This is a genomic window from Streptomyces colwelliae (assembly GCF_048158785.1).
GTDB lineage: Bacteria > Actinomycetota > Actinomycetes > Streptomycetales > Streptomycetaceae > Streptomyces.
Map to the genome: position 1 here is coordinate 1 of NZ_JBLTJC010000891.1, position 622 is coordinate 622.

The 622-nt window shown below is 74.0% G+C and carries 1 pseudogene; it reads right to left on the reverse strand.

The annotated features are described in order from the left end of the window. Positions 1 to 288: 288 nt before the first annotated feature. Positions 289 to 622 (reverse strand): annotated as a pseudogene (locus ACNFOC_RS55025) (dimethylaniline monooxygenase); the annotation flags it as partial.

Here is a 622-nt window from a genome sequence, read left to right on the forward strand (position 1 = left end):
GCCTCCGACCGGTGGGCATCACACGCCGCCGCCTCCGACCGGTGGGCATCACACCCCGCCTCCCCCCACGGGTGGGGACCACACGCCTCCGCCCTCCGGTGGGGAGCACACCCCGCCGCCCGTTCTGGCGCACACCGGCAGTGAGGCCATGCTGGCCACTTCCGGTGTCAGTGCAGCGCTGATCGCGGGTGGCACGATCCTCTACCGACGAGGCCGAGCCGCGTCCCGTAGGTAATGCGCACGGGGTGCCGGACGTCACCGCCCGGCACACCCGCAGCGCCCGCGCCGTCAGCGCCGTACGAAGGCCGGCGTGCTCCGTCGTCCCGGTGCCGGGATCGTGCCGCCGCGCGGCTCCGAGCGCAGCCGGCGTTCGACTCCCCGTACCAGCGCGCCCGCCGTGTACGTGGCGCCGTGCACGAAGCGCATCGCCGGGCCGAAGCCCGAGGCCGTCACCAGGCCCGCCATGAAGAGGCCGGGGTGCGAGGACTCGAAGTCCCGGCCGATTTCCGGGGAACCGTCGGCGACCGCGGCCAGGGAGCCCCTCAAGTCGCTGGAGAGCAGCCCGAGTCGGCCGGTCGTGGCCTTGAACCCCGTTGCCGCGATGACGTGTTCGGTGTCCAGG